The following is a 24,427-nucleotide window of genomic DNA, read 5'->3' on the forward strand; positions in this document are numbered from 1 at the left end:
CGACCCTTGAGCTTACTGGCCAGGCTTGCGCCTCACCTTCCTTACGTCCGCCGCTACGCGCGCGCGCTGACGGGCGACCAGACGACCGGGGACCACTACGTGCGCGTTGCGCTCGAGGCCCTGGCGGCGGGCGAAAGGACGCTGGAGGCCCATCTGACGCCGAGGGTCGCGCTCTATCACGTGTTCCACGCCATCTGGTGCACCTCGGGCGCCCAGCTTGAGACGGTGCAGGACAGCGCCGACGAGACCACGCGGCGGCTGATGCAGATCGCCCCGCGTTCACGCCAGGCGTTCCTGCTGACCGCCCTGGAGGGCTTCACGCCGTCCGAGGCCGCGCAGATCCTCGACACCGACTTCACCGAGGTCGAGCGGCTGATCAGCGAAGCCCAGACCGAAATCGACGCCGAGCTCGCCACGGACGTCCTGATCATCGAGGACGAGCCGGTGATCGCCGCCGACATCGAAGCCCTGGTGACCGAGCTGGGCCACACCGTCGTCGACATCGCCGCCACCCGCACCGAGGCCGTCGAAGCGGTCGCCCGCAAGACGCCGGGGCTGGTGCTCGCCGATATCCAGCTCGCCGACGGCTCCTCGGGCATCGACGCGGTGAAGGACATCCTGGGCCGCTTCGACGTGCCGGTGATCTTCATCACGGCCTTCCCCGAACGCCTGCTCACCGGCGAGCGGCCCGAGCCCACCTTCCTGATCACCAAGTCCTTCCAGCCCGAGACGGTGAAGGCGGCGATCGGCCAGGCGCTCTTCTTCCATCCGCGGGCGTCGAACCGGGAAGCCGCCTGAGGCCGTCCGCCAGGGCCCTTCCCCGCCGAAGCTCAAGCCGCGATCCGATCGCGAAGGCGGCCTCCGCTCTTGCGGATCACGCCCTAGTCGGTCGGGCCGGCGGGAGGCGTCGCGGGCGGCGGCGCGGGCGTGTCGAACGTCTGCGCCGCGTTCTGGCGCTCGGCCGGCGTCGGGCCGTTGTCGGGCGCCGCCGACGCGCGCCAGGCGTAGGCCGCCAGCAGGGCGAGCGCGGCGAGCGCGGTCCCGATCACCAGCACCCACAGGACGTGCGTACCGCGGCGCGCCTGGCGCGCGCGGGTGGCTTCGAGCACGGTCCGTTCCCGATCGTCGGTGGAATAGGTCATGGCGCTTGGCGTCCTTTTCTCGCGAGAACCATCGAGTGGCACGGGCTGGTTTGAACGTCCGCGGCGGCGTTCGTGTTCCGGAAAGCCGGGCTCGCGAGGCGGGCGTGAAAATATTGACCCGACGTGGGGAACGCTTCGGTTGTGACCGGGTTCTTATGTCTGCGGAGGCGGCGACGCCCCCCCCGACTTGAGGCTGGCGAACTTGCCAGTCGGCCGTCTCCGCACCCTTTTCTCGATGATGCGACTTCAAGGGGCGGATCCCACGATCCGCCCCTCTCCTTTTGCGCGCGGCGCATACGGAAAGGGCGGCCGCGCCGGCGGCCGCCCATCGTCCGATCCGGGCCGGACGCCGCCTCAACGCGGCGCGCCGTTCTCCCAGTAGTACCGGCCGGTGTTGGGGTCGTAGTAGTAATAGCGGCCAGCGCGCTCGTCGTAGTACTGGCGTCGCGACGGCTTGGAGGCGCCGCAGCCGCCATCCTCGCGGCAGCCCTTCACCGCGCCGGCGACGGCGCCGACGCCGGCGCCGACCGCGGCGCCCTCGCCCACGCCCACGTCGCCCGACACCGCGCCGATGGCCGCCCCGGCCACGGCGCCCAGAGCCGCGCCGCCGGTGGCGTTGCGCTCGACATTCCCGGTGCTGGTGCAGGCGGCGGCCATGAGACCCGCCCCCGCGATGGCGATAGCTGGCTTCCACATAGGCTGTTCTCTCCTTCGGGACGTCCCCTAGAGGCGGAAAACGCGCCGCCCAGGGCGCAGTTCCGGTGTGCGGGGCTCAGGCGAGCACACCATAGCTCAGGCCTGGGCCTGAAACGCTGGTCCGCTCGGCGGTCGTGGCGGCCGCGCGTGGACGCGGCGTGAAGGCGCCGGAGAAATCGCCTATCTCTCTCCCATGAGCACCGCTGTCCCGACGACGCCGTCCCGGCCGCAACCCGCCCCCGCGCCGCCGAACAACCTCGTGGGCCTGGGGCTGCTGGCCGCGTTCGTGGCGCTGGGGGCGGCGTTGCAGCTCACGCCGGCCGGGCGCACGCCGCTCACCTTCGGCTTCGTGATCGTCGGTTGGGTGCTGGCGGTGATGGCGCACGAATTCGCCCACGCGGCGACAGCCTTCATGGGCGGCGACGTCACCGTGCGCGACAAGGGCTACCTGGCCTTCGATCCGCGCCGCTACGGCGACCTCGGCGTCAGCCTGGTGATTCCCCTGCTGGCCCTGGCGCTGGGCGGCATCGGCTTTCCCGGCGGGGCGGTCTACATCCGCAACGACCTGATCCGCAGCCGCGGCTGGCGCGCGGCCACCGCCATAGCCGGCCCCGCCGCCACCCTCGCCGTCCTGATCGTGATCGCGGTCGGGCTGCGGGCCTCAGGCGGCGGAAGCGTCTCGGGCCCGCTCACCGGGGCGCTGGCCATGCTGGCCTTCCTCCAGGCCATGGCCCTGGTGCTGAACCTGTTGCCGATTCCGGGCCTGGACGGCTTCAACGCCATCCGCCCGTTCCTGCCGGCGGCCTGGAACCCGGCCCTGCGGCGCTTCGAAGGCCTGACCTTCCTGGTGCTGCTGGCCGCCCTGTTCTTCCTGCCGGGCTTCAGCAATTTCCTCTTCGCCCTGTCGGCGACCATCGCCGCGGCCCTGGGCGCGCCGCCCCAGGCGATGCAGGCCGGCTGGGACGCGTTCCACTTCTGGCGGTAGCGCCCGGCACGAAAAAGCCCCGGCGCAAGGCCGGGGCTGCTTCGATTTCGAGCGTGCGGCTCAGGCGGCGATGGCGCCGCGGCGGCGCAGCATGGCGCCGGCCCCGCCGAACCCGAGGATCATCAGCGCCCAGGTGGCCGGCTCGGGCACGCTCGTCGTCGTGAAGGCGTCGCGCGCGGCGATCGTGAAGGGCTGCGGCTTGTCGCAACCGCCGCCGCCGCTGTGGCCGCTGCCGCCGCCCCCGTTCAGGGTGACGTGGCTGTCGCAGCCGCAGCCGCCGCCCCCGCCGTAGCTGCCCCCGTTGAGGGTGATGTGGCTGCCGCAGCCGCCCGAGGAGCCGCCGAAGGTGTTGAGCGTGCCGCCGAGGCCGCCGATGTCCTGGTGGCCGCCCGACGCGGGATAGCCCACCACCTGGGCGGCGAACCACCAGCCGCCGGTGAAGCCGCTCGCCGTGCCGTTCGAGTTGGAGAAGAAGCGGTTGCCCGTGCCCAGGCTGATGAGGCGCCCCTCGCTGTCGAAGGCGGCTCCGACGCCGGCGAAGGTGATGCCGTTGGCGTTGTAGACGTTGAACACCAGCGAACCCGGCTCGTGGTCGTGCCGGTCGTCCAGGGCGAAGGCGTTGGCGAAGTCGCCGTAGGGGTCGTTGTCGCGATTGGGCGTGTCGGTCCAGCTGCGGTTCCGGTACTCGAAATCGCCGCCATCGGCGGGATCGAGGATCGTCACCACGCTCTCGGGGCTGTCCGAGATGTTGAAGCTGAACGCGTCATGCGAGCGGTCGGTGTCGACAAACCAGCGGATGCTGTCGTCCAGGTCGACCGTCACCTTCACGTTGTTGGCGTCGACCTCTTCGATCGTCACCGTGCCGAACGGGCCCGACGGACCGTAGGTGTTGCTGCTGTATTCCAGCGCCGAGGTGTAGGTCAGCGCGTTGGCGGCGCCCGGCGCCGAAAGGCTGGCTGCAAGAGAGAGTGCGGCGACAGCTGCGCCGATCGCGAATTGCGATTTCATATTGTTCCCCGAATTCCCGTCGGGCCGTCCCACAGGAAACCGCTATCGAACGGCGTCCATCAGCCCGCGATCCATTGTTAACGAATTTGGCGAAGCTCGGCCATTACGCTCGCCTTAGACGCGAAGTCGGGTTGCCCACGACGCGAATTCCAGCCCCAACGAAAAAGCCCCGGCGCTGGGCCGGGGCTTTTCCTTGATCGGTCTGGAGCGATCGTCAGATCGTCGCCATCCGCCGCCGCCGCGTGCGCAGCATCGCGCCGGCGCCGCCGAAGCCCAGGATCATCAGCGCCCAGGTCGCCGGTTCCGGCACGACGCTGGTAAAGGCGTCACGCCCCGCGATCACGCAGGTCGGGCTGCAGTTGCTGTCCGCGCCGGACGTGTCGACCGCGAACCACCAGCCGCCCGGCCCGTAGCCGGGAACGCTGCCGCCGTCGTCAGGCGTGTTGGATTCGAAATGCAGGCCATCGCCGAGCGTGGTCAGCTGGCCGCCCGGCCCGGGGGTGACGCCGGTGCCGGCGAAGGTGATGCCGGCGTCGTTGTGGACGGTGAAGATGAACGGGGTCGGAACGGTGTTGTTGCCGCCCGTGGCGCTCAGGAAGAAGGCATTGCCGAAATTGCCGAACGGACTGTTCGCGTACGGGGGCGGGTCGGTTTCGGTGTAGCAAGGCTTGTTCTTGGGACACACCTGTTGCGACCACGTGTTCGCGTAGATGTAGTCGATCGAACCGCCCGTCGGCTCGTTCACCGTGACGACATTGCCGGCGTCCGGGTCGAGATTGAACGTGAAGGCGTAGTGGCTGCCGGTGTCGACCACGAAGCCGGCGTTGAGATCCAGGCGAACCTGGACGTCGGTGCCGCCATTGAGGCCGTCGGTGATGGTCACCGTGCCGAGCGACGCGACCTTGCCCGTCGCGTCGTATTCGAGCTGGGTCACCCAGGTCGTCGCATTCGACACGGCCGGCGCCATCAGCATGGCCGCCGCGGTCATCGCGGCCGTCGCCTTCAAAATCGTCTTCGCACCCATGGTGCAGCTCCACATCCCGTCGGGGACGCACCCCGCGCCCCAAGCTCTCGGGATACACCACTTCCGAAGCTTAGAAACAACGGCATTCGCGTTTCGGGAGAGTCAGTCGCCTCGGTAGAGCACTATTGATGAGTTTTAACGCTCCCCTGACAGGGGAATGCTACAACCACCCATCGATTTTGGGCGTCATTGCTAACCCGCCCCTCCTTTAGCTCAACCTGCGAATACTTAAACTCGCCTATAAGACGTTGCTATCGACGCCGCCCCTCTCCCGCCTGATCTGAACTTCTGCATCAACGCCGGGTTTGGCTCGCGTCGCCAGGGCCGCCTTTTCCCCTCGCGCGAACCGCTCCATGCTCATTTTGAGTATGAGCCCGCCGCTTCGACCCGTCCGAATCCTCGGCCTCGACCCCGGCCTGCGCCGCACGGGATGGGGCGTGATCGCGTGCGAGGGCGCGCGGCTGTCCCACGTGGCCCATGGCGTCATCGCGCCCGACGCGACCCTGCCCTTCGCCGAGCGGCTGAAGGCGCTGTTCGACGAGATCGAGCGGGTGATCGCCGCCCACGCGCCGGACGAGGCGGCCGTCGAGGAGACCTTCATGAACTCCAACGCCGCCTCGGCGCTGAAGCTCGGCCACGCCCGGGCCATGGCGCTGGTGGTCCCGGCGCGCGCCGGCCTGCCGGTGGCCGAATACGCCGCCACGGTGGTCAAGAAGGCCGTGGTCGGCACGGGCGCCGCCGACAAGGCCCAGGTGGGCTGGATGATCGCCCGGCTGCTGCCCACCGCCGGCAAGACCGCCGCCGACGCCGCCGACGCGCTCGCCGTCGCCATCGCCCACGCCCATGCCCGCACGGCGCGAAGGGTGGCCTAGAGCCTTGGCCGCCGATTCAATTTGAGCGGGAGGCAGGCGAGGCCCTAGCGCCCGCGATCGCCGTGGTGGCGGTCGCCGTGGCGACGGTCGTCATGGTCGTCGTGGCGCCAATGCCCGCGGTGACGGCCGTGGACGCCATGGAAGCCCGGACCGCCGTCCCGGCGGAAGTGACGACCGTCGTCGCGGACATAGGGCCGGCCGCGCGCCGGCGAATACCAGAACACGTCGCCGCGCCAGTAGCCGTCGTAATAGGGGCCATAGGCGCCGTCGTACCAGGCGTCGTATCCGCGCGTGCGGCCGCCGTAGCCCATGTCGCTGGCGCAGCCGCCCAAGAGCGCCACGGCGCCCAGCGCGATCACAAGTCTCTTCATCTCAATCATTCCTGACTGCGGAAGAGAGGGAACCGGAGCGCGGCGCTTTGGTTGCAGAGCCCCCTGCGGTACCTGTTGGGAACACATGCTGAACGTGATTCGCGGATGATCGGACGCCTGCGCGGCGTGGTGGCCGAGGTGGCCGAAGAGGACGCGCTCATCGACGTGATGGGCGTGGGCTATGTGGTGCGCTGCGGGTCCCGGACGCTGTCGCGCCTGCCGGAGATCGGCGAGGAGACGGTGGTCCACGTCGAGAGCCAGTGGGGCGAGCAGACCGGCCTGAAGCTCTACGGCTTCCTCTCGCGCGACGAGCGTCGCGCCTTCGTGCTGCTCCAGGCGATCCAGGGCGTCGGCCCCAAGGCGGCGCTGTCCGTCCTGGACGTCCTGCCGCCGGCCGAGCTGGCCGCCGCCGCGGCCCGCGACGACAAGGCCGTGGTGGCGCGCGCCCAGGGGGTCGGCCCCAAGCTCGCCGCCCGCATCGTCGCCGAGCTGAAGGACAAGCCGATCCACGACGGCCCGGTCGCCGCCTTCCACGCGACCGCCGCGGCGCCCCAGCCGGCGAAGGCCTCGGCCACGGGCGAGGCGGTGGCCGCCCTGCTGGGCCTGGGGGTCGCCGAGATCCACGCCCGGCGCGTCGTCGAGGCCGCCGCCGTGCGCCTGGGCGAAGAGACCGAGGCTCCGGCCCTCATCAAGGCCGCCTTGCAGGAGCTGGGGCGGTGAGGATGGAGAGCACGAAAAACACGAACGGCGCGAAACGGGCTGGATCGCCGAGGTCCCAGGTGGCGGACGACTGCCCGCCCATGGCGCCTGATAGGCTCGTTTCGATCTTTGGGTTGGCGGGATCGGATGCAGCGCTTTCGTGCTTTTCGTGTCTTTCGTGGTTCAAGCCATGACCCGCCTCGTGTCCGGCGAACCGCAGGCCTTCGAGCCGGCCGACCGGGCGCTCAGGCCCCAGACGCTGGCCGAGTTCGTCGGCCAGGCGCAGGCCAAGGCCAATCTCTCGATCTTCATCGACGCCGCCCGCGACCGCGGCGAGGCGCTGGACCACGTCCTGCTGTTCGGCCCGCCGGGACTGGGCAAGACGACGCTGGCGCAGATCGTCGCCCGCGAGCTCGGCGTGAACTTCCGCGCCACCTCCGGCCCGGTGCTGGCCAAGGCCGGCGACCTCGCCGCCATCCTCACCAATCTCGAACCGCACGACGTGCTGTTCATCGACGAGATCCACCGGCTGGCGGCCAACGTCGAGGAGATCCTCTATCCGGCGATGGAGGACCACGTGCTGGACCTCGTCATCGGCGAGGGCCCGTCGGCGCGCTCGATCCGCATCGATCTCGCCCCCTTCACGCTGGTGGCGGCGACCACGCGGGCGGGCCTCCTGGCGACCCCTCTGCGCGACCGCTTCGGCATCCCGATCCGGCTGGAGTTCTACACTCACGACGAGCTGCAGAAGGTGCTTCTGGGCGCCGCCGCCAAGATGGGGGCCGAGCTGTCGCCCGACGGGGCGCTGGAGATCGCCGCGCGCTCGCGGGGCACGCCGCGAGTGGCCGGCCGCCTGCTGCGCCGGGTGCGCGACTTCGCCGCCGCGGACAAGGTTTCGCGGATCGATCGCAAGGCCGCCGCCTCGGCGCTGGCCCGCCTGGACGTGGACGAACAGGGCCTCGACGCCCTCGACCGCCGCTACCTGCGCGCCCTGATCGAGAACTACGCCGGCGGGCCGGCCGGGGTGGAGACCCTGGCCTACGCCATCGCCGAGGCCCGCGATGCGGTGGAAGACGTGATCGAGCCGTTCCTGCTGCAGCAGGGTTTCATCCAGCGCACCCCGCGCGGCCGCATGGCCTGCGCCAAGGCCTACGACCACCTGGGCCTGGCCGCGCCGAAGGGCGTGGGCCAGCCGCCGGGCGGAGATCTGTTCGAATGACCGCGCCGCCTGCGAGTCCCGAGCCCTCCGCCGGCTGGCTGGAAGGCCGCGAGCACGTGCTGCCCGTGCGCATCTACTACGAGGACACCGACTTCACCGGCGTGGTCTACCACGCCAACTACCTGCGCTATTTCGAGCGGGGCCGGTCCGACTTCCTGCGCCTCGTCGGCGTCAGCCACACCGAGTTGGCCGCCCAGAACGCCGCCTTCACGATCACGCGCATGGAGATCGACTACCGCCGCGCCGCCCGCGTGGACGACGCGCTGCTGGTGCGCACCACCTATGACACCGTGAAGGGCCCGCGCCTCTTCATCGCCCAGCGCATCGTGCGCGGAGAAGACCTGATCGCCGAGGCGCGCGTTCAAGCCGCCTGTATCGACGCCGCCGGCCGCGCCCGAAGGCCGCCGCCGGGACTCGCCGAGGCCATCGGGCCCCTGCTTGCGCCATAAGATCGCCACCGACGCCCGCCAACCACTGTCACGACGCACCAGGAGAGAAGATGAGCCCGGCCGACGCCGTCACGCCCGAGAGTTTCGATTTCCTCTCCATCTTCCTGCGGGCCGACTGGATGGTGAAGCTGGTGATGACCGGCCTCGGCCTGGCGTCGCTGTGGTCGTGGACGATCATTTTCGACAAGCTGTTCCGCTTCGCCGCGCTCAACCGCCAAGCTGACCAGTTCGAGGACGCCGTCGCCTCGGGCCAGAGCCTGGAAGACGTCGCCGCCAGCGCCGGCGAGAACCCCAGGCACGTCCTGCCCCGCATGCTCCAGGGCGCGCTGAAGGAATGGCGCGACGCGCGGACCAAGGGCGCCGCCTCCAGCGAGGGCCAGATCGCCTTCCTCATCCAGCGCATCGACCGCGCCCTCGACGCCGCCATCGCCCGCGAGAGCGCGCGGGTGGAGGCGGGCCTGGGCGCCCTGGCCATCGTGGCCACCGCCTCGCCGTTCGTGGGGCTGTTCGGCACCGTCTGGGGGATCATGCGCTCGTTCCAGGCCATCGCGGTGCAGAAGAACACCTCGCTGGCCATCGTGGCGCCGTCGATCGCCGAGGCCCTGTTCGCCACGGCCATCGGGCTGGTGGCGGCCATCCCCGCCTACATCTTCTACAACGCCTTCTCGACCGCGGCCGGCAAGTACGCCGCGCGCCTGGAGAGCTTCGCCGACGATCTCTCCACGGCCATCCAGCGGCGCCTGGCGGACCGGGGCTGAGCCGTGGCGCTGTCGACCCACGACGCCTTCGCCGCCGGCGGCGGCCGCAACCGGCGCCGCTACGGCCGCGGCCGCCGCGGCGCGCTGAGCGAGATCAACGTCACCCCGCTGGTCGACGTGATGCTGGTGCTGCTGATCATCTTCATGATCTCGGCGCCGCTGCTGACCGCCGGCGTGCCCGTGGAGCTGCCCAAGACCGAGGCGGGCGCCATGCAGGACGTGCCCGACCCGATCACGGTCTCGATCCGCGCCAACGGCTCCATCTACATCGGCGACCGGGCCGTGCCCTTCGCCAACCTGTCGCCCCAGCTCAAGGCCATGGCCGCGGACACCACGCGGCCGATCTACGTGCGCGCCGACAAGGCGGCGACCTACGAGGTGGTGGCCCGGGTGATGGCGTCGCTCTCCACCTCGGGCTTCTCGTCGATCAACCTGATCACCGACACCGGCGGCCCGTCGTCCGGGGGCGAGGAGAAGGAGCGGTCTTGAGGCAGGTCGAGGTCTCCCCGGCGGCCCTGGGCTCCATCGCGTTCCATGGAGTGATCGCCGCCGCCTTGATGATCACCTGGGGAAGCCGGGACCTGAAGGTGGGGTCGGTGGTGCCGGTCAACATCGTCTCGCGCGCTCCCGACCTCGACGCGCGCCCCGCCGTCCAGGCCGAGGAGGAGGCCACCGCCGCCACCGAGGAGCCGGTCCCCGAGGCGCCGCCGGAGCCGGCGCCCCCGCCGCCCCAGCCCGCGCCGCCCGAGAAGGCCGCCGCCAAGCCGGTGGAGAAGGCGCCCGCGCCCACCAAGGCGCCTGCGGCCAAGCCCGCCGAGAAAAGCTTCGACCTCGACGCGCTCGCCAAGAGCCTGACCGCGCCTGCGCGCAACGCGCCCCAGCGGCCCTCGGCGGCCCAGCAAGGCCCTTCGCGCGCCGAGACCGCCACGGCGGCGCGTCAGACGACCGGCTCCGGCCTGGCCGCCGGCGCCGCGCTCCAGGGGCTGGCGGAGAACCTTCAGCGCCGCTGGAATCCCAACTGCGACGTCGAGGGCGGTAAGGACGTCATGGTGAAGACCTATTTCAAGATCGGGGTAGGCGGCCAACTGGTCGGCGACGTGACGTCTGAAATCAACGGGCCGCGCAGTCCAGTGTCCCAGGCGGCCGCCGACCGCGCCGTACGCGCCGTCTATGCGACCGCGCCGTTCAAAGGCCTGCCCAGCCAGTATTACGGCGAGAGGATCGCCGTCACCTTCAACGCCCGAGAGGCCTGCGCCCGATGACCCAAGCTCGCAGCTTCCCGCAACGCCTGATCGCACTGGTCTTCACGGCGCTCTGCGCCCTGACCGCGCTGGCGCTCGCACCGCCCGCCCGCGCCGAGATCGAGGTGAACGTCAACCGCGGCGACGTCCAGCCGCTGCCCATCGCGGTGCCCGCCTTCGCCGGCGGCCAGGTGGGCGCCGACATCGCCCAGGTGATCTCGGCCAACCTGCAGCGCTCGGGCCTGTTCCGGCCGCTCGACCCGGCCAGCTTCATCGAGAAGGACCTTTCGGCCGCCGTCCAGCCGCGCTTCGCCGACTGGAAGACCATCAACGCCCAGGCGCTGGTGAACGGCCAGGTGACCGTCGAGGGCGGCAAGCTGCGCGTCGATTTCCGCCTGTGGGACACGTTCCAGGAGCAGCAGCTTCTGGGCCTGCAGTTCACCTCCAGCCCCGAGAACTGGCGCCGCGTGGCCCACAAGATCTCCGACGCCGTCTACCAGCGCCTGACCGGCGAGAAGGGCTACTTCGACACGCGCATCGTGTTCGTGGCCGAGAGCGGCTCGCGCGCCAGCCCGGTGAAGCGCCTGGCGATCATGGACCAGGATGGGGCGAACCCCAGCTACCTCACCTCGGGCGACAGCATCGTCATGACGCCGCGGTTCTCCTCCAACAGCCAGGAGATCACCTACATGTCGCTGACCCCCGAGGCGGCGACGGTCTATCTGTTCAACCTCGAGACGGCCCGCCGCGAGAGCCTGGGCAGCTTCAAGGGCATGGTGTTCGCCCCGCGCTTCTCGCCCGACGGCGGCCGCGTGGCCTTCTCCGTCGAGCGCGGCGGCAACAGCGACATCTTCGTGATGAACCTGGCCAACCACAGCTCGACCCGGCTGACCTCGGACCCGGCCATCGACACCTCGCCCTCGTTCTCGCCCGACGGGACCAAGATCGCCTTCAACTCCGACCGCTCGGGCGGGCCGCAGATCTATGTCATGAACGCCGACGGCTCGAACCCGCGCCGCGTCTCGTACGGCGACGGCCGCTACACCACGCCCGTATGGTCGCCCACCGGCGAGTTCATCGCCTTCACCAAGCAGACCGGCGGCCAGTTCCACATCGGCGTGATGCGTCCGGACGGCACCGACGAGCGAATCCTGACCTCCAGCTACCTCGACGAGGGCCCCACCTGGGCCCCCAACGGACGGGTGCTGATGTTCTCGCGTGAAACCCCGGGCGGCCCGCCGAGGTTATGGAGTGTTGATGTTACAGGTCGAATCCTTCAGCCGGCCCCCTATCCCGGCGCCGGATCCGACCCGGCGTGGTCACCATTGCTCAACTAGACTTGCGCCACACCGCTGACCGATAGACCCTTAAGCCCCGAGTTCCACACACACCCTGAGGAGACGACGATGGTCCGTCGCAAGAACAGCCGCACACTGCTCAAGCTGGCCCTCGTGGGCGTCGCCGCCGCGTCCATGGCCGCCTGCGCCAAGAAGCCGATGCCGGTGACCCAGCAGCCGGCCCCGCCGCCGGCCGCCCCGCCGCCCACGCCGCAGCCCCCGCCGCCCGCGGTGACCCAGCAGCCGACCGGCCCGCTGCCGGGCTCGACGCAGGACTTCGTCGTGAACGTGGGCGACCGCGTCTACTTCGACACCGACCAGTACACGGTCCGCGACGACGCCATGCCGCTGCTCGACGCCCAGTCGGCGTGGCTGCGCCGCTATCCGGGCGTGCAGGTGCGCATCGAGGGCAACTGCGACGAACGCGGCACCCGCGAATACAACCTGGCGCTCGGCGCCCGCCGCGCCAACTCGGTGCGCGACTACCTCGTCAGCCACGGCGTGTCGGCCGACCGGATCGCCACCATCTCGTTCGGCAAGGAGAAGCCGATCGACGACGGTTCCGGCGAGGACGCCTGGCAGAAGAACCGCAACGCGCACACCGCGATCGTCTCGGGCGCGCGCTGAGACTGACCGCGTATGCGTAAGGGCCGAACCGTCCTGACCGTGCTGGCGCTGGCCGTCCTTGCGACGGCCGGCCCGGCCTTGTCGCAGACTCCGATGCCGGAGGATCCGCTCGACAAGCGCGACGCCAAGCGGGTCGAACGTATGGAGAAGGTGGTGCGCGAGTTGCGCGCCATCGTCTTCCAGCTCCGCGACACCGGCAAACCCGTGGTGGTGCAGCCGGCGGACACCGACGCCCGCATGGACGAGCTGGCGGCCCGCATCACCGACCTCGAACAGTCGCTCCAGCGGCTGAACGGCTCGCTGGAGGTCACGACTCACGAGCTCCAGGTCGAGAAGCGCGACAACGAACGGCTGCGCGGCGACCTCGACGCCCTGAGCCAGCGGCTGAGCGCGCTGGAGCAACGGCTCGCCTCGGGCGAACCGGCCCCCGGCCCGGACGCAGGCGCCCCCACGCCCGGCCCCACCGCCGGCGCCGCGCCCGCGGGCGACCCCGCCCAGGACTTCGCCCAGGCCCGCCAGCTGATGCTGGCCGGCGACTACGATTCCGCCCAGGCCGCCTTCGCCGCCTTCGTCCAGGCCTGGCCCGACGATCCCAAGGCGCCCGAAGCCAGCTACTGGTGGGGCAAGACGCTCAGCGTCCGCGGGGCCAACGCCGACGCCGCCAAGGCCTACATCGGCGCCATCCGCGGCTGGCCCAAGACGCCCTGGGCGCCCGACGCCGTGGTCGAGCTGGCCCGCGCCCTGGTGGCGCTCAAGAAGCCCGACGACGCCTGCCAGACCCTGGCGGAGTTCGCCAAGCGCTATCCGAAGGCCCCGGCCAACGTCATGAGCCGCGCCGCCGCCGCGCGCGCTCAGGCCAATTGCGCGGCCTGACACCGCTCGAATCCACCGTCGCGGCCGTCCTCGACGCACGCCTGCTGCGCGACAGCCCCCGGCCGCTCGCCGTGGCCCTCTCGGGCGGCGGGGATTCCCTGGCGTTGACCCTCATCGCCGACGCATGGGCTCGCGCCGCCGGCCGTCCGCTGATCGTCCTGTCGATGGATCATGGCCTCCAGCCCCAGAGCCGGGCATGGCTCGACGCCTGCGCTGCGACCGCCGCGCGCCTCGGCCGCCCGTTCCGCGCCCTGGCCTGGGCCGGCGAAAAGCCCGCGAGCGGCGTGCCGGCGGCCGCCCGCGCCGCGCGCCACCGGTTGCTTGCCGAGGCGGGGCGCGCCATGGGCGCCCGCGTCATCCTGATGGGCCATACCGCCGACGACGCCGCCGAGGCCCAGGCCATGCGGGCGGCGGGCGGCGTCACGCCCGATCCTCGCGAGTGGGCGCCGTCGCCGGCCTGGCCGGCGGGCCGCGGCGTCTTCCTGCTGCGGCCGCTGATGGGCGTGCGCCGCGCAGGCCTGCGTGACTGGCTCACCACCCGAGGCGAGACCTGGATCGACGATCCCGCCAACGACGACCTCCGCTACGCCCGCGCCCGCGCCCGCCGGGCCGCACCCACCCCGGCGAGGCCCCGGGCCGAACCGCCGCTCGTCCTCGCCGCCCAGGCCACGGAGGCGGCGGGCGTCATCCGCCTCGCCCGCGCCGCCTTGGTCGACGCCGATCCCGCCGAGGCCCGGCGCTTCGTGGCGGTCGCGGCGGTCTGCGCCGGCGGCGGCGCGCGACCTCCGGCCAGGGGACGCGCCCAGCGGGCGGCCGAGATGCTGCGGGACGCCGGGCCGGTCGTCACGACCCTGGCCGGCGCGAGGATCGAGGCCGACGCGGAGCAGGTCCGCATCTTCCGCGAGCCCGGCGAGGCCCGGCGCGGCGGCCTCGCGCCAGTGGCGGCCGACGGCGAGGCCATCGTCTGGGACGGCCGCTTCGACGTGGAGGCCAAGGGCCACGAAACCCGCCGGCTCGCGGGCCTGATCGGCCGCCTTCCGGCCGATCAGCGCGCGGCGCTCGCCCGCCTTCCCCCGGCCGCACGGGGCGCGCTTCCGGCCTGGATCGGCGAGGACGGGTCGGTGTCGTGCCCGGCGCTCACGGGCGAGGCTGCGAGCCTGGTGGGCGAACGCCTGCGCGCCGCCGCCGGCCTGGTGGTCAGCGAGCCGGCGTGACCGCGGCGGGCCCGGTCTCGCAGCCGGGCTGGGCCAGCACGTGCGTAACGCCGCGGACGATGGCGTCGGCGTAGCGGGGCCCCAGCAGGTTCGCATGGTTCGAGCCCGCCACGTGCTCGACGTAGCCGTGCTGCGAATGCCGCGCCGGGGCTTGCTGAACCTCGCGGATCGCGCCGCGCGCCTGGGCCGCGCCGGCCGTCACCACCGCGACGGGCAGGTCGGCCGGCAGCTCCGCAGCGCCCGCCAGCGCCGAGGTGGCCGGCCAGGCCATCACCTCGGCCGCCGCCCCGTGGGCGTGGGGGGCCGAGGCGTGGATGCGCCGCTTCTCCGCCCCCGCCTCGCCGGGCAGGCCGATGAGGTTGCCCGACACGAACGACACCGGGACCATCAGCCCGAAGCGCGCGCCGTGGCTCACCGCCTGCAGCAGGCGGCCGAACCCGCGGACCACGGGCGGGCCGCCGGGCAGTTTCAGGACGTCCGGGGTGATGGCGTCCACCAGCACCAGGCCCGCGACCGGAACCGTCCGCTCCAGGGCGAACAGGCGCACCATCAGCCCGCCCATCGAGTGGCCGCACAGCACGATCGGCCCCGGTTCGCCGAGCGCCCGCAGCAGGGCTTCCAGGTCGTCGTTGATGGCGCGGCCGTCACGCGGCTCGGGGCCTGGGTCGGAGTGGCCAAGGCCCGCGCGGTCGTAGGCCAGGCTCCGCAGGCCCTTGGCGGCCAGCTTCTCCTGGACCACGGCCCAGTCGGCCGCGCAGCCGAAGGCGCCGTGCTCGCACACGACGAGGGGACCCTGCGCCGCGGCCGGGCCGGCGCGCACCACGCGCAGCCGTCGGCCGCCGATATCGACGCGCTCGCCCCGGAAGACGGGCGATCGGCTCACTGGAAGGAGAGCTTCGCCCGCGGACGCCCGTCGGGGCCGATGGCCAGGCTCTGCAGGCCGTCGATCTGCTCGTTGCGGGCCGCCTCGCGGACCTGGCCTTCCAGGTTGCGCTCGGCGGCGGCGAGATCCTGGGCGTCGGAGGTCCTGCGGCGCACCACGATGGTCTGGGCGTCCCGCGCCGCCATCAGCGCCCGTTTGCTCTCGGGGATGTACGACACCTGGGCGATACGCACGCGCCCGGAATAGCGTCGCGCCTTGTCCAGCGGCAGGTCGCCGGCCTCGGCGAAAGCCTTGCCCAGGAACAGCGCCGGGTTCAGCGGCCGGTCGACGCCGTCGCGGATCTCGAAGTGCAGGTGCGGACCCGTGGACGAACCGGTCGAGCCGACCCGGCCCAGGCGGTCGCCGGCCTGGACCACCATGCCCGGCTTCACGTCGCGCTCGATCCCGCCCAGATGGGCGTAGAGGGTGGTCAGGCCCTCGGCGTGCCGCACCTCGACGAAGCGGCCGTAGCCGCCCCGGGTCCCGGCGTCGACGACCACGCCGTTGGCCGCCGCGCGCACCGGCACCCCGGCGTCGGCCGAGATGTCGACGCCCTCATGCAGCCGCCCGCCGCCCTCCCAGGGCAGCTTGCGCAGGCCGAACGGCGAGACCACCGCGTGGCCCGGCACCGGCTCCAGGAAATAGACCAGCACCTCGCCATCCTTGGCCACGGGCGGTGCGACCGCCCGGGCCGCGGGCGCGGGCTCGCGAAGCGGGTGGTTTCCGTCGGGCAGGGAGGCGTGGGCCACGGCGAAGGCGCTAAGGCCGGCTGCGCCCACGATCATCGCGCGCGGCAGCAAGCGCCCGGCGCGCGCGATCAGGAACGGCTTCAGGTCGGCCATGCAGCATCCACCATCACCGCCGCGCCGGTTGGCCCGGCGTCGGCATCCGTCCCCGACCTGGACGGCCGGCAGACTGGCGGGCCTTCTAGGCAAAATCCGGGCCGCGGGCAAACCCGCGCCCGCGCCAGGGGAATCGCCGGGCCGGCGCTCAGAACTGGAAGCGCACCACCGCCCGGACGTCGTATTCCCTGTAGCCGCTGTCGACGGTGGCGCCGCCGTCCAGCGCGTAGAGCACCTTCGCCGCGCCGCCGCGGACGCCCGCGCGCAGCACGGCCCCGCCCTTGGCCACGTCCTCGGCGTCGAGGGTGAAGTCGCTGCCGCCGTCGAAGTGGGCCGTGGTGCCGCCCGGTCCGCCCGCGATGCGGGCGCGATAGCCGGCCTTGATCTCGGGCGCGAAATAGACCTCGTCCCCGAAGCGCCAGCCCACCGCCAGCAGGGCCTCGCCGGTCAGGAGGTCGCCCGTGCGCTTGTCCACGGTGAGGTCGAAGCCGGAGCCGCCGCCGCTCTCGTGATAGCCGTCCTCGGCCAGGCGCACATAGCTCAGCGATAGCTCGGGCCGGGCGTAGAGCGATCCCAGCCGCGCCTCGTAGGAGACCCCGGCGTAGCCGTCGACCATCCAGGCGCCCCAGTCGGCCTTGGCCCGGATGTCGAGGTCGGTGGCGATCAGCCGCCGGTCGCCCTTCATGAACGCATAGCCCACGCCGCCGCGCGCCGTCGCCTGCAGCGGCCCGCCGTCCAGGCGCCAGTAGAGGCCCGCGCCCAGCAGGTTCATGGTCACCTGCTCGCCGGCCGCCGCGCCGCGGTCCTTCACGTCGGCGCTGACGAAACTGACGTTGGCGCCCAGCGCCATGTCCTCGCCCTGGAGGTCGGCGCCGGCGGCGAAGCCGAAGCCCTGGCTCTTGAAGCCCAGGGCGTCCTGCCGGTCCTGCTGCAGGCTGAAGACGATCTCCTGCGCCCAGGTGCCCGTGCCCGAGCTGGCGTCGATCCGCAGCGGCGTGGCGGCGGCCTTCGACACCGCCTGAGAGACGGCCGCCGCCGACATCAGCACGCCGCCCGAGTGGTCGGGCAGCATCTGGTCGTACAGCGACTGGAAGCCCGTCTTGTCGCTCTGGGCCAGGAACGCCGCCTCGATGTCGGGGTTCTTGTCCAGCGAGTCGAACACCGCCGAATAGGCCTGGGACTCCGAGCGGTTGAGGCCGAGCTGGGCGGCGGTCTTGGCGGTCAGGTCGACATAGAGCGCGCCCGCCCCAGTGTCGGACCGCAGGCTCGCGGTGTAGAGGTAGGGCGCCCCGGCCAGGGTCGCGTCGGCCGCGCCCACGCTCAGGCTGCCGGCCTGGATGATCTGATACGACTGGGCCCCGCGCGACAGGGAGGCCAAGGTGACGTTCACCTGGGCGCCCGAGGCCAGGGTCGCGGCGCCAGCGACGTTGAACCGCGTGCTGGTGGCGGCCGGATCGATGGTGACCGCAAGGACGCCCTTCTCGCCCACGTTCAGCGAACTGATGGTCAGCGGGCTGCCGTTGGTCACCGACAGCTCGCCGTTGCGGATGTCGATGTCGAGCCGGTTGTCGCTGTCCGAGATCTCGCCGATGGCCACCGCGCCGCCCTCGATCACCAGCGTGTCGGCGCCGGCGCCGAAGCGCATGGCGCCGGTCAGCCGCCCGGCCAGCAGCTCCAGCCGGTCGTCGCCCGAGCCGAACATCACGTCGCCGGTGATCAAGGGGGCGTCGTCGCTGTTCACCACGGTCTGGCGGACGATGGCGCCGGAGGTGTTGGCCGACAGGTCGATGGCGATGGCCCGCCCGGTCTGGGTGACGCCGTCGTCCGGGGTCACCGCCGCGGCGATGGTCCCGGAGTTCTGCACGAAGGCGAGCGTCCCGGAGAGGTCGAGGATGGCGCGCGCGTCGCTCAGGCCGCCGATCTGCTGGGCCCCCACGGTGCCCGAGTTCACCAGCGCGGGAACGTCGGCGCCGGCGTTCAGCAGGACGCCCGTGGCGGTCGATCCGTACGACCGCGCCGAGATGGAGCCGCCCTGGTTGTTGATCCCGCCGGCCACCTTGACCGTGCCGCCGCCGTCCTGGCCGATCCGCAGGCCGATGGCCGACACTCCGTCGTTGACGCCGTAGCCGCCGATCGAGCCACGGTTGACGATCCCGTAGGCCAGGGCGCCGGTCCCCACCGCGCCGATGGTGGTGGCGCGGTCCACGCTCCCGATGTCGATCGCGGGCGCGGCGCCGTACGAGACGATGGCCGCCGTGCCCTCGGCGCTGTCGGTGATCCCGTCGCCGTCCTCGTCGTCGTTGGCGCTGTCCTTGTCGGCGGGCGGGACGTCCAGCAGCACGCCGCCGCCGACGTTGCCGGTGATGCGCACCGCCGCCCCGCCCTGCAGCAGGTCGTCGGCGTCGAGGGCGGCCCGCGCCGTGTCGGACAGCCGGCTCAGCGAGCGATAGCCCGACGCGGCGATCGTGCTCTGCAGCTCCAGCGCGCCGCCCACGTCGCCGACCTCCACGCCGACGGCGGCGTCGCCGACGACGGAGATTCCCCCCGTCACCTCGACGTCGCCCGTCACGGAATCGGCGCGGAGGCCGACGGTGCGGTCCCCAGTCACATTGATCGACGCCGAACTCGTCACCGAGCCGACGATCTGCGTTTCCAGCGAGATCGCGGCCGAATCGTTGCCCTCTATGGTGATCGCGCCCGCGTTCACGATGGAGCCCGTCACCGGCGCGCTCCCGGTCGCGCGGATGCCGTAGCGGCCGCTGCCCTGGGCGAACGGCCCGTCGATGTCGCCATCGCCGTCCGTGTCGGTGGCGGTGTAGTCCTCGGCGAGGCCGATGCCGCCGGCGTTCGTGACCGTCGTGGCCACGCCGCCGTTGATCAGTATGCCCGTCGCGCTGCTGACGTTGTTGAAGCTGATCGTGCCGTTGTTGGTGACGGTGTTGGAGGAATCGACCGTCACGGCCGCGCCGGCGATCGTGGGCGAGATGGCGCCGGCCGAGTCGATGGTGAGGTTGTCAGGCTGGCCGCTGGCTAGGGTCGAGGTGGCGACCGGGGTCGTCGTGGCGGTGGAGATCTTGGTCTCGGCGTGTGCGGCGGCGGCCTGGAGGAGCGGCAGCACGGCCGCGGAGACGAGAAGGCGCTTCATGGCTTTCCTGAGATCGGTCGACATGGTAGCCGTAACGCGCGGCTACGCGTCGCATAATTACTTGTTTCGTTTTTACTGTAGTCGATGAGCCGCGCTTCCCGCAAGGGTGTCGTGCGATGACCCTGGGGGGACACCGAGATGCCGAGACCCGCGACCGATCCCGCCAAAGCCGCCCAGATCAAGGCGCTGCGCCAGCAGGCGGGACGCTGGCTGAAGACGGCTCGGGAAACGGCGGGCCTCACCCAGGCCGAGCTCGCCGAGAAGGTGGGGCTGCGGTACTACACGTTCGTCAGCCAGGTGGAGAGCGGGCTGGGCCGCCTGCCCATCGAGACCCAGGGCGTCTGGGCCGAGGCGCTGGGCCTCGATCCCTGCGAGTTCGCCCGGACGCTGCTGCGCTATTACGAACCCGAACTGTTCAGGTTGCTGTTCGGAAGCGAAGCGGTCGCAGAAATGCCGCAGGGCCGGGCGACGGCCTGATCCGGCTGGAGGTGCTTTCCTAAACGATGGGCCAGATCGTTCCCTTCGTGGCGCGCGTGCGCGACAGCGGCGATTGGACCGCCGCCGAGCGGGCGCGGCTGGAGGCGCTCGCCGACCAGCTGCAGGCCAGCGGCGTCAAGGTCGACGTGGTGTTCGGCGCCACCGACGCCGGCGATCCGTGGTGCGTCGTCACCAACGGGGACGGTGACGTCCTGATCCATGTGGCCCGCATCGGCGGCGTATTCGTGGTGCACTCGGCCGTCGACGACACCATCAGCGAGGACGCCGACCTGCACGCCGCGCTGCGCGAGCAACTCGACGCGGCGGGCGCGATGCCACCGCAGACGTCGGCGACGATCCTGCCCTTCGGCCTGACCGCGCGCCAGGGACAGACGTTCCTCGCCCTCGTGGCGGCCAGCGCCTTCTTCTACGAGACCCTTGGCGACGCGGGCCCGGCGGACGCCGCCGTCGCGCCGCCGCTCCCGCCCAGCGAAGACCCGGTCCCTCTCCCGCCCGGGCCCGAGGACTCGACCGTCCAGCACCGCGAGACCGCCGCGCAGGCCAGCGCCCTGCCCGATCCGCACGACGACGCCGCGCCGGTCGCCGCCACGCTCGAGCCGGCGTCCGATCCGCAACCCGCCGCGGCGCCGGCCGTCGAGGAAGAACTGCCATCGCCCCCGCCGCAGACGGCGCCCGTGGCGCACGCCGCCGTGGACGCGACGGTGGCGCCCGCCGCCGCCGAGGACGCGGCGCCGGTCACTGTCATCAAGGGCACGGACGGCGACGACCTGCTGGTCGGCACGGCCGCCGACGAGCGCATCGAAGGCGGCGCGGGCAACGACACCCTGATCGGCGGCGGCGGCCACGACACCCTCGACGGGGGCGCCGGGAACGACCGCATCGAACTGGCTCCGGACGCGGTGGCCATCGGGGGAAGCGGCGCCGACACCTTCGTCGTCCAGGCGCCCGTCCACCCTGGCCATCCCGACACGCTGCTGGGCGTGGTGCTCGACTTCAACGGCGCCGAGGGCGACCGGCTCGTCACCTGGCGCGGTGAATGGATCCGCTTCGGACAGAACGGCGACCCGCCGCCGGGCCCGCCCCCGCCCAGGACAGATGGGACGGCCACGGACGGCGGCGACGCCGGACAGAACACTGGCGCGACGCCCGACCACAACAGCCTGCTGACGACGGCGACGGTCGCTCCCGACGACGGGACGCAGAACGGAGGCGACGACGGGTCGCGCACCGTCGGACCGTTCACCTTGATCCCGACGAACGACTTCGTCCGAGTGGAAGTCGATCTCAACGGCGACGGGACACCCGACGGCTATGTGCTGGTCCGAAGCCGCGCAACGACGCCCCAGGCGGGGGACGCGAGCGAGGCCACGCACTCAGTGGGGCCCTTGACCGTCACCGATACCGCGACGTCCACGCGCCTCGACGTCGATCTCAACGGCGACGGCGTTTCAGACAGCTTTATGATCGTCGACCACCGCGGATGGCCCCCGTCCGCGGGCGCCGACGCCCAGGCGACCGATCCGGTGATGGCGTCGGTCGGCCACACGCTGACGGCGGCGGCCGACTTCCTGGGTTGAGCGGCCGGGGCTAGAGCCCCTTCACGATCCCTTCGACCATCTTCTTGGCGTCGGCGAACAGCATCATGGTGTTGTCGCGGAAGAAGAGCTCGTTCTCGACCCCGGCGTAGCCCGCCGCCATGCCGCGCTTTACGAACAGCACGGTGCGGGCCTTGTCCACGTCCAGGATCGGCATGCCGAAGATGGGCGACTGGGGGTCGGTCTTGGCGGCCGGGTTGGTCACGTCGTTGGCGCCGATGACGAACGCCACGTCGGCGGTGGCGAACTCGGAGTTGATGTCCTCCAGCTCGAACACCTCGTCGTAGGGCACGTTCGCCTCGGCCAGCAGCACGTTCATGTGCCCGGGCATCCGGCCGGCGACGGGGTGGATGGCGTACTTCACCTCCACGCCCTCTTCCTTGAGCTTGTCGGCCATTTCGCGCAGCGCGTGCTGGGCCTGGGCCACCGCCATGCCGTAGCCGGGGACGATGATCACCTTGGACGCGTTCTTCATGATGAAGGCCGCGTCGTCGGCCGAGCCCTGCTTCACCGGCCGCGTCTCGACCTTGCCGCCGGACGCGGCGGCGGCGTCGTCGCCGCCGAAGCCGCCCAGGATCACCGAGATGAAGCTGCGGTTCATCCCCTTGCACATGATGTAGCTGAGGATGGCGCCCGAGCTGCCCACCAGGGCCCCGGTGATGATCAGGGTCACGTTCTCCAGCGTGAAGCCCAGGGCCGCGGCCGCCCAGCCCGAGTAGCTGTTCAGCATCGAGACCACGACCGGCATGTCGGCCCCGCCGATCGGGATGATCAGCGTCACGCCGATCAGCAGGCTGAGCGCGAAGATGCCCCAGAAGGCCCAAAGCGCGGAGCCGCCGCTGGTCACCAGCACCACGATCAGGGCCACGATGGCCACCGCGATGACGATGTTCAGCAGGTGGCGCGCGGGCAGCAGGATCGGCGCGCCGCTCATGTTGCCGTTCAGCTTGGCGAAGGCGATCACCGAGCCGGTGAAGGTGATGGCCCCGATGGCCAGGCCCAGCGACAGCTCGACCAGCGAGTTCAGGTGGATCGCCCCGGTCTCGCCGATGCCATAGGCGTCGGGCGTGTGGATCGCCGCCACGGCCACGAGGCAGGCGGCCATGCCGACCAGGCTGTGGAACGCCGCCACCAGCTGCGGCATCTGGGTCATGGCCACGCGCTGGGCGATGACGGCCCCGATGGCGCCGCCGATGGCGATGCCGCCCAGGATCAGGCCGATGGTGAGCGGGTCGAGCTTGCCCTGCCCCCAGAGCGTCGCCAGCGCCGTGGCGACGGCGATGGCCATGCCGATCATGCCGTTGCGGTTGCCCGCCTGGCTGGTGGTGGGCGAACTCAGGCCCCGCAGCGCCAGGATGAACAGCACCCCGGAGACGAGATAGAGGATGGCCGCGATATTGGCGTTCATGGATGCCCCCGCTGGCCCGACCTATTTCGACTTCTTTTTGTACATGGCCAGCATCCGTCTCACGACGAGGAAGCCGCCGAAGATATTCACCGAGGCGAAGGCCGCGGCGACCGCGCCCGAGCCCTTGGAGATCAGGATCGACTGGGTGAGCTCGCCGCCGCTCCCCTGCGCCGCGGCCGCCAGCAGGGCGCCCACGATGATCACCGAGGAGATGGCGTTGGTGACGGCCATCAGCGGCGTGTGCAGCGCCGGCGTCACGCTCCAGACCACGTAGTAGCCCACGAAGATCGCCAGCACGAAAATCGCCAGGCGGAAGACCGTCGGATCGACGTCCATGAGGGTGCTCCGGTTAAGCTTTGAGCGCGGGGTGCACGACCGCCCCGCCGTGGGTGACGCAGGCCGCCTTGAGGATCTCCTCCTCCAGGTCGGGGGCGAAGGCGCCCTCCTTGTCCTTGAAGAGCTCGGCGAAGGCCGCGAGGTTGCGGGCGTAGAGCGACGACGAGTCCGCCGCGATCCGGCCGGGCAGGTTGGGGATGCCCAGGATCTTCACGCCGTTCTTGGTCTCCACCGTCTCGCCAGCCTTGGCGCCCTCGGTGTTGCCGCCCTGCTCGACGGCCAGATCGACGATGACGGAGCCGGGCTTCATCGAGGCCACTTGGGCGGCGGTGATCAGGCGGGGCGCCGGCCGGCCCGGGATCAGGGCCGTGGTGATGACGATGTCCTGCTTGGCGATGTGGCTGGAGATCAGCTCGGCCTGCTTGGCTTTGTAGGCGTCGCTCATCTCCTTGGCGTAACCGCCGGCGGTCTCGGCCTGCTTGAACTCCTCGTCCTCGACGGCCACGAACTTGCCGCCCAGGCTCTCGACCTGCTCCTTGGTGGCGGGCCGCACGTCGGTGGCGGTGACCACCGCGCCCAGGCGCTTGGCGGTGGCGATGGCCTGCAGGCCCGCGACCCCCACGCCCATCACGAACACCTTGGCCGGGGCGATGGTGCCGGCCGGCGTCATCATCATCGGCATCGCGCGGCCGTAGGCCTCGGCCGCCTCGATCACCGAGCGGTAGCCGGCGAGGTTGGCCTGGGACGACAGGGCGTCCATCACCTGGGCCCGGGTGATCCGCGGCACGAATTCCATGGCGAAGGCGGTCGCGCCCTTCTTGGCCAGGGCCTCGACGGTGGCCTTGTCGCCGTAGGGGTTCAGCAGGGCGGCCACATAGGCGCCGGCCTTCAGCGCGGCGATCTCGTCGGCGTCCGGGCCGCGCACCTTGAAGAGGATGTCGGCCTTGGAGATGGCGTCCTTGGCCGTCTTCACCATCGTCGCTCCGGCCGCCTCGTAGTCGGCGTCCATGAACGAGGCCGAAAGCCCGGCGCCGGCCTCCACGACGAAGGAGAATCCGCCCGCGGACATCTTCTTCACCGTCTCGGGCGTGATGGCCACGCGCGTCTCGCCGGCCCGGCGTTCCTTGGTGACGGCGATCACAGGCATGGTCGGCGAAGTCCCCCAA

General features: G+C 71.4%; 26 protein-coding genes. 15 read left to right on the forward strand and 11 right to left on the reverse strand.

The annotated features are described in order from the left end of the window. Positions 1-6 precede the first annotated feature (6 nt). Entirely contained in the window at positions 7-798 is a 792-nt protein-coding gene (locus tag GC203_RS13285) for a response regulator (RefSeq protein ID WP_293455167.1), read from the forward strand. An 83-nt stretch (positions 799-881) separates the two neighbouring features. Here GC203_RS13285 and GC203_RS13290 read toward each other — a convergent pair whose 3' ends face one another. Further along, a complete protein-coding gene (locus GC203_RS13290) occupies positions 882-1,142 on the reverse strand; it encodes a hypothetical protein (protein WP_293455170.1) in 261 nt (86 codons plus the stop codon). A 354-nt stretch (positions 1,143-1,496) separates the two neighbouring features. Further along, positions 1,497-1,838: a YMGG-like glycine zipper-containing protein gene (locus tag GC203_RS13295; protein WP_293455173.1), complete on the reverse strand. Its 342-nt coding sequence runs from the start codon at positions 1,836-1,838 to the stop codon at positions 1,497-1,499. 193 nt (positions 1,839-2,031) lie between these two features. Between GC203_RS13295 and GC203_RS13300 the strand changes: the two genes are divergently transcribed. Further along, complete coding sequence (locus tag GC203_RS13300) at positions 2,032-2,823, forward strand: site-2 protease family protein (protein ID WP_293455176.1); 792 nt, start codon at positions 2,032-2,034, stop codon at positions 2,821-2,823. A gap of 60 nt (positions 2,824-2,883) precedes the next feature. On the opposite strand, the gene GC203_RS13305 is transcribed toward GC203_RS13300, so the two are convergent. Both GC203_RS13305 and GC203_RS13310 read right to left on the reverse strand, forming a co-directional pair. Next, positions 2,884-3,831 (reverse strand): PEPxxWA-CTERM sorting domain-containing protein, encoded by a 948-nt coding sequence (locus tag GC203_RS13305; protein WP_293455178.1) that lies wholly within the window; start codon positions 3,829-3,831, stop codon positions 2,884-2,886. Between the two features lie 214 nt (positions 3,832-4,045). Next, positions 4,046-4,855, reverse strand: coding sequence for a PEPxxWA-CTERM sorting domain-containing protein (locus GC203_RS13310; RefSeq protein ID WP_293455180.1), 810 nt, complete (start codon positions 4,853-4,855; stop codon positions 4,046-4,048). A 353-nt stretch (positions 4,856-5,208) separates the two neighbouring features. Here GC203_RS13310 and ruvC point away from each other — a divergent pair, with 353 nt between their 5' ends. Continuing rightward, entirely contained in the window at positions 5,209-5,727 is a 519-nt protein-coding gene (ruvC, locus tag GC203_RS13315; protein WP_293455183.1) for a crossover junction endodeoxyribonuclease RuvC, read from the forward strand. Positions 5,728-5,771: 44 nt separating this feature from the next. On the opposite strand, the gene GC203_RS13320 is transcribed toward ruvC, so the two are convergent. Next, positions 5,772-6,098, reverse strand: coding sequence for a hypothetical protein (locus GC203_RS13320; RefSeq protein WP_293455185.1), 327 nt, complete (start codon positions 6,096-6,098; stop codon positions 5,772-5,774). Positions 6,099-6,203: 105 nt separating this feature from the next. On the opposite strand from GC203_RS13320, the gene ruvA reads away from it, so the two are divergent. From ruvA to tilS, 10 genes are all read left to right on the forward strand, one after another. After that, a complete protein-coding gene (gene ruvA / locus GC203_RS13325) occupies positions 6,204-6,818 on the forward strand; it encodes a Holliday junction branch migration protein RuvA (protein ID WP_293455188.1) in 615 nt (204 codons plus the stop codon). 169 nt (positions 6,819-6,987) lie between these two features. Beyond that, on the forward strand, positions 6,988-8,016 hold the full coding sequence (gene ruvB / locus GC203_RS13330) for a Holliday junction branch migration DNA helicase RuvB (RefSeq protein WP_293455191.1): 1,029 nt from the start codon (positions 6,988-6,990) through the stop codon (positions 8,014-8,016). Continuing rightward, positions 8,013-8,465 carry a tol-pal system-associated acyl-CoA thioesterase gene (gene ybgC / locus GC203_RS13335; RefSeq protein ID WP_293455193.1) on the forward strand — a complete coding sequence of 151 codons (453 nt, stop codon included), beginning with the start codon at positions 8,013-8,015 and terminating at the stop codon, positions 8,463-8,465. The genes ruvB and ybgC overlap by 4 nt, the downstream gene beginning before the upstream one ends. A 50-nt stretch (positions 8,466-8,515) precedes the next feature. After that, positions 8,516-9,223 (forward strand): protein TolQ, encoded by a 708-nt coding sequence (gene tolQ, locus GC203_RS13340; RefSeq protein ID WP_293455195.1) that lies wholly within the window; start codon positions 8,516-8,518, stop codon positions 9,221-9,223. Positions 9,224-9,226: 3 nt separating this feature from the next. Continuing rightward, positions 9,227-9,712, forward strand: coding sequence for an ExbD/TolR family protein (locus tag GC203_RS13345; protein WP_293455197.1), 486 nt, complete (start codon positions 9,227-9,229; stop codon positions 9,710-9,712). After that, positions 9,709-10,485, forward strand: coding sequence for an energy transducer TonB (locus tag GC203_RS13350; protein WP_293455200.1), 777 nt, complete (start codon positions 9,709-9,711; stop codon positions 10,483-10,485). Before GC203_RS13345 ends, GC203_RS13350 begins: the two co-directional genes overlap by 4 nt. Continuing rightward, positions 10,482-11,801, forward strand: coding sequence for a Tol-Pal system beta propeller repeat protein TolB (tolB, locus tag GC203_RS13355; protein WP_293455202.1), 1,320 nt, complete (start codon positions 10,482-10,484; stop codon positions 11,799-11,801). The genes GC203_RS13350 and tolB overlap by 4 nt, the downstream gene beginning before the upstream one ends. Positions 11,802-11,870: 69 nt before the next feature. Continuing rightward, on the forward strand, positions 11,871-12,428 hold the full coding sequence (pal, locus tag GC203_RS13360; RefSeq protein ID WP_293455204.1) for a peptidoglycan-associated lipoprotein Pal: 558 nt from the start codon (positions 11,871-11,873) through the stop codon (positions 12,426-12,428). 12 nt (positions 12,429-12,440) lie between these two features. After that, complete coding sequence (gene ybgF, locus GC203_RS13365; protein WP_293455207.1) at positions 12,441-13,301, forward strand: tol-pal system protein YbgF; 861 nt, start codon at positions 12,441-12,443, stop codon at positions 13,299-13,301. A gap of 41 nt (positions 13,302-13,342) precedes the next feature. Next, the gene (gene tilS / locus GC203_RS13370) at positions 13,343-14,515 is read left to right on the forward strand and encodes a tRNA lysidine(34) synthetase TilS (RefSeq protein ID WP_366501805.1); all 1,173 of its coding nucleotides are present in this window, start codon (positions 13,343-13,345) and stop codon (positions 14,513-14,515) included. On the opposite strand, the gene GC203_RS13375 is transcribed toward tilS, so the two are convergent. From GC203_RS13375 to GC203_RS13385, 3 genes are all read right to left on the reverse strand, one after another. Beyond that, the gene (locus GC203_RS13375) at positions 14,499-15,398 is read right to left on the reverse strand and encodes an alpha/beta hydrolase (protein ID WP_293455213.1); all 900 of its coding nucleotides are present in this window, start codon (positions 15,396-15,398) and stop codon (positions 14,499-14,501) included. The genes tilS and GC203_RS13375 overlap by 17 nt on opposite strands. After that, positions 15,395-16,279 carry a M23 family metallopeptidase gene (locus GC203_RS13380; protein ID WP_293455216.1) on the reverse strand — a complete coding sequence of 295 codons (885 nt, stop codon included), beginning with the start codon at positions 16,277-16,279 and terminating at the stop codon, positions 15,395-15,397. Before GC203_RS13380 ends, GC203_RS13375 begins: the two co-directional genes overlap by 4 nt. A 148-nt stretch (positions 16,280-16,427) precedes the next feature. Then, positions 16,428-19,424, reverse strand: coding sequence for an autotransporter outer membrane beta-barrel domain-containing protein (locus GC203_RS13385; RefSeq protein WP_293455218.1), 2,997 nt, complete (start codon positions 19,422-19,424; stop codon positions 16,428-16,430). 138 nt (positions 19,425-19,562) lie between these two features. On the opposite strand from GC203_RS13385, the gene GC203_RS13390 reads away from it, so the two are divergent. Both GC203_RS13390 and GC203_RS13395 read left to right on the forward strand, forming a co-directional pair. Next, on the forward strand, positions 19,563-19,901 hold the full coding sequence (locus GC203_RS13390) for a helix-turn-helix transcriptional regulator (protein ID WP_293455220.1): 339 nt from the start codon (positions 19,563-19,565) through the stop codon (positions 19,899-19,901). Positions 19,902-19,927: 26 nt separating this feature from the next. After that, positions 19,928-21,499 carry a hypothetical protein gene (locus tag GC203_RS13395; protein ID WP_293455223.1) on the forward strand — a complete coding sequence of 524 codons (1,572 nt, stop codon included), beginning with the start codon at positions 19,928-19,930 and terminating at the stop codon, positions 21,497-21,499. 10 nt (positions 21,500-21,509) lie between these two features. Here the strand turns inward: GC203_RS13395 and GC203_RS13400 are convergent, their stop codons facing one another. The 3 genes from GC203_RS13400 to GC203_RS13410 are packed head-to-tail and all read right to left on the reverse strand — an operon-like array spanning position 21,510 to position 24,408. Next, the gene (locus GC203_RS13400; protein WP_293455226.1) at positions 21,510-22,925 is read right to left on the reverse strand and encodes an NAD(P)(+) transhydrogenase (Re/Si-specific) subunit beta; all 1,416 of its coding nucleotides are present in this window, start codon (positions 22,923-22,925) and stop codon (positions 21,510-21,512) included. A gap of 21 nt (positions 22,926-22,946) precedes the next feature. Then, on the reverse strand, positions 22,947-23,261 hold the full coding sequence (locus tag GC203_RS13405) for a proton-translocating transhydrogenase family protein (protein WP_293455229.1): 315 nt from the start codon (positions 23,259-23,261) through the stop codon (positions 22,947-22,949). 13 nt (positions 23,262-23,274) lie between these two features. Further along, complete coding sequence (locus GC203_RS13410) at positions 23,275-24,408, reverse strand: Re/Si-specific NAD(P)(+) transhydrogenase subunit alpha (protein ID WP_293455239.1); 1,134 nt, start codon at positions 24,406-24,408, stop codon at positions 23,275-23,277. Positions 24,409-24,427: the final 19 nt, after the last annotated feature.

The sequence above is a fragment of the Phenylobacterium sp. genome (genome assembly GCF_016124325.1).
In the GTDB taxonomy this organism is placed as follows: Bacteria; Pseudomonadota; Alphaproteobacteria; order Caulobacterales; family Caulobacteraceae; genus Phenylobacterium.

What these genes read in the sequence shown, in the direction of transcription:
- GC203_RS13290 (WP_293455170.1), bottom strand. Translation starts at nt 1,142, where the DNA reads ATGACCTATTCCACCGACGATCGGGAACGGACCGTGCTCGAAGCCACC.
- GC203_RS13295 (WP_293455173.1), bottom strand. Translation starts at nt 1,838, where the DNA reads ATGTGGAAGCCAGCTATCGCCATCGCGGGGGCGGGTCTCATGGCCGCC.
- GC203_RS13300 (WP_293455176.1), top strand. Translation starts at nt 2,032, where the DNA reads ATGAGCACCGCTGTCCCGACGACGCCGTCCCGGCCGCAACCCGCCCCC.
- GC203_RS13305 (WP_293455178.1), bottom strand. Translation starts at nt 3,831, where the DNA reads ATGAAATCGCAATTCGCGATCGGCGCAGCTGTCGCCGCACTCTCTCTT.
- GC203_RS13310 (WP_293455180.1), bottom strand. Translation starts at nt 4,855, where the DNA reads ATGGGTGCGAAGACGATTTTGAAGGCGACGGCCGCGATGACCGCGGCG.
- ruvC (WP_293455183.1), top strand. Translation starts at nt 5,209, where the DNA reads ATGCTCATTTTGAGTATGAGCCCGCCGCTTCGACCCGTCCGAATCCTC.
- GC203_RS13320 (WP_293455185.1), bottom strand. Translation starts at nt 6,098, where the DNA reads ATGAAGAGACTTGTGATCGCGCTGGGCGCCGTGGCGCTCTTGGGCGGC.
- ruvA (WP_293455188.1), top strand. Translation starts at nt 6,204, where the DNA reads ATGATCGGACGCCTGCGCGGCGTGGTGGCCGAGGTGGCCGAAGAGGAC.
- ruvB (WP_293455191.1), top strand. Translation starts at nt 6,988, where the DNA reads ATGACCCGCCTCGTGTCCGGCGAACCGCAGGCCTTCGAGCCGGCCGAC.
- ybgC (WP_293455193.1), top strand. Translation starts at nt 8,013, where the DNA reads ATGACCGCGCCGCCTGCGAGTCCCGAGCCCTCCGCCGGCTGGCTGGAA.
- tolQ (WP_293455195.1), top strand. Translation starts at nt 8,516, where the DNA reads ATGAGCCCGGCCGACGCCGTCACGCCCGAGAGTTTCGATTTCCTCTCC.
- tolB (WP_293455202.1), top strand. Translation starts at nt 10,482, where the DNA reads ATGACCCAAGCTCGCAGCTTCCCGCAACGCCTGATCGCACTGGTCTTC.
- pal (WP_293455204.1), top strand. Translation starts at nt 11,871, where the DNA reads ATGGTCCGTCGCAAGAACAGCCGCACACTGCTCAAGCTGGCCCTCGTG.
- ybgF (WP_293455207.1), top strand. Translation starts at nt 12,441, where the DNA reads ATGCGTAAGGGCCGAACCGTCCTGACCGTGCTGGCGCTGGCCGTCCTT.
- GC203_RS13380 (WP_293455216.1), bottom strand. Translation starts at nt 16,279, where the DNA reads ATGGCCGACCTGAAGCCGTTCCTGATCGCGCGCGCCGGGCGCTTGCTG.
- GC203_RS13385 (WP_293455218.1), bottom strand. Translation starts at nt 19,424, where the DNA reads ATGAAGCGCCTTCTCGTCTCCGCGGCCGTGCTGCCGCTCCTCCAGGCC.
- GC203_RS13390 (WP_293455220.1), top strand. Translation starts at nt 19,563, where the DNA reads ATGCCGAGACCCGCGACCGATCCCGCCAAAGCCGCCCAGATCAAGGCG.
- GC203_RS13395 (WP_293455223.1), top strand. Translation starts at nt 19,928, where the DNA reads ATGGGCCAGATCGTTCCCTTCGTGGCGCGCGTGCGCGACAGCGGCGAT.
- GC203_RS13400 (WP_293455226.1), bottom strand. Translation starts at nt 22,925, where the DNA reads ATGAACGCCAATATCGCGGCCATCCTCTATCTCGTCTCCGGGGTGCTG.
- GC203_RS13405 (WP_293455229.1), bottom strand. Translation starts at nt 23,261, where the DNA reads ATGGACGTCGATCCGACGGTCTTCCGCCTGGCGATTTTCGTGCTGGCG.
- GC203_RS13410 (WP_293455239.1), bottom strand. Translation starts at nt 24,408, where the DNA reads ATGCCTGTGATCGCCGTCACCAAGGAACGCCGGGCCGGCGAGACGCGC.